Genomic DNA, 1,339 nt, shown 5'->3' with positions numbered 1-1,339 from the left:
CGCCCGCCCGGCGGGCCGGGGTCGGCGGCCACCGGTACGTCCTCGGGGCCGCGTCCGCGCAGGCTCCAGGTCAGCCCCCGCCCCGGTGCCGTGCCTGTTCCGGTGGCCTCCATCGGTCAGCTCCTCTCCGTCGTGGTGAGCGCGGTCCCGTCCGGCACGGGCTCCTCCGGCACGCAGGCGGCGGCCCGGCGGACCCCCGGCAGGTGGCCCTTGGCCGCGAACCTCTCCCGCGCGGCCCGTGCGCAGGCCCGGGCGTCCGCCCGCCGCCCCAGCGCGTACAGGGTGGCGGCACGGTCCAGTTCGGCCGTCGCCTGGACCACGGGGGAGTCGGTGAGCAGCGACGCCGCCACCGCCCGGTCCGCGTGGGCCACCGCCGCGGTCGGGCGCCCCTCGGCTGCCGACAGCCGGCCGCGCATCCCGCGCAGGTCGACCGCGTCGGCGTGGCTCAGCTCCACCCCGTCCCCGATACCGGCGAGCCGGGTGGCCGCCCGGCGCGTGCGCCCCGAGTCGAGCTCGATGCGGGCGGCGTCCAGGGCGACGGCCGTCCGCATCCCCGTCATGCCGGTGCGCCGCGCCGCCTCGTCGGCGCGGGCCAGCAGCTCCAGCGCGGCGGAGCCGTGGCCGAGCAGCGACTCCACCGCCGCCCGGAACACCGGCAGGAACACCTCCGCCTCGGCGAACCGCAGCTTCCGGGCCAGTTCCGCCGCCTCGGCCAGGCAGCGGTAGGCCTCGTGGGGCCGGTCCTGGAGGGCGTACAGCACGGCCAGGGGGCAGTTCAGGGTGAGCCGGACCGTGGGGCGCCCCCCGCCGTGCTCCGCCAGGAGGTCCCGGCAGCGTTCCACCGCCTCGTGTGCGGGAGCCGGGCCGCGCCACAGGGAGATGCCGATGGCCCCGAGCGCTCCGGCGCGCTCCGGCTCGGCCCCGGCCAGCACCGCCTGCTCCAGGGCCCGCGCCTGATCGCGTTCCGACTCCTCGTGCCGGCCCGCCTGCTGGAGCCGCTGGGCCAGCCGCAGGTGTGCCCGGGCCCGCCCCACCGAGTCGCCCGCCGCCTCGAAGACCGGCAGCACCGCACGGGCCGTGGCGGTGACCCCGGGCCCCGGGCCGCCGGGATCGAGCCCCACGAGTGCCAGCCGGGCGTGCGCCGACTCGACCGGCGCGGACTCCAGGTCCCGTACCCGGCGCAGCAGGGCCGCACCGGACTCGGTTCCGCCCAGGGCCACCCGCACCTCGCCGAGCCTGCGGACCGATCCGGCGTCGTCGGGGTCGAGGCCGACCGCGCGCTCCAGCAGGCTGTGGGCCCAGGAGAGGTCGGAACGGGCGGCGGCCTGGGCGCCGGCCC

2 pseudogenes are annotated in these 1,339 nt (G+C 79.5%); both read right to left on the bottom strand.

Features of this window, described 5'->3' with window-relative positions:
- A pseudogene (locus tag ABZ371_RS32645) lies at positions 1 to 113 on the bottom strand (serine protease); the annotation flags it as partial.
- Positions 114 to 116: 3 nt separating this feature from the next.
- Positions 117 to 1,339 (bottom strand): annotated as a pseudogene (locus tag ABZ371_RS32640) (adenylate/guanylate cyclase domain-containing protein); the annotation flags it as partial.

This window comes from Streptomyces sp. NPDC005899 (assembly GCF_040629645.1).
Classification (GTDB): Bacteria; Actinomycetota; Actinomycetes; order Streptomycetales; family Streptomycetaceae; genus Streptomyces.
This window is presented reverse-complemented; position numbering and strand designations above follow the sequence as displayed.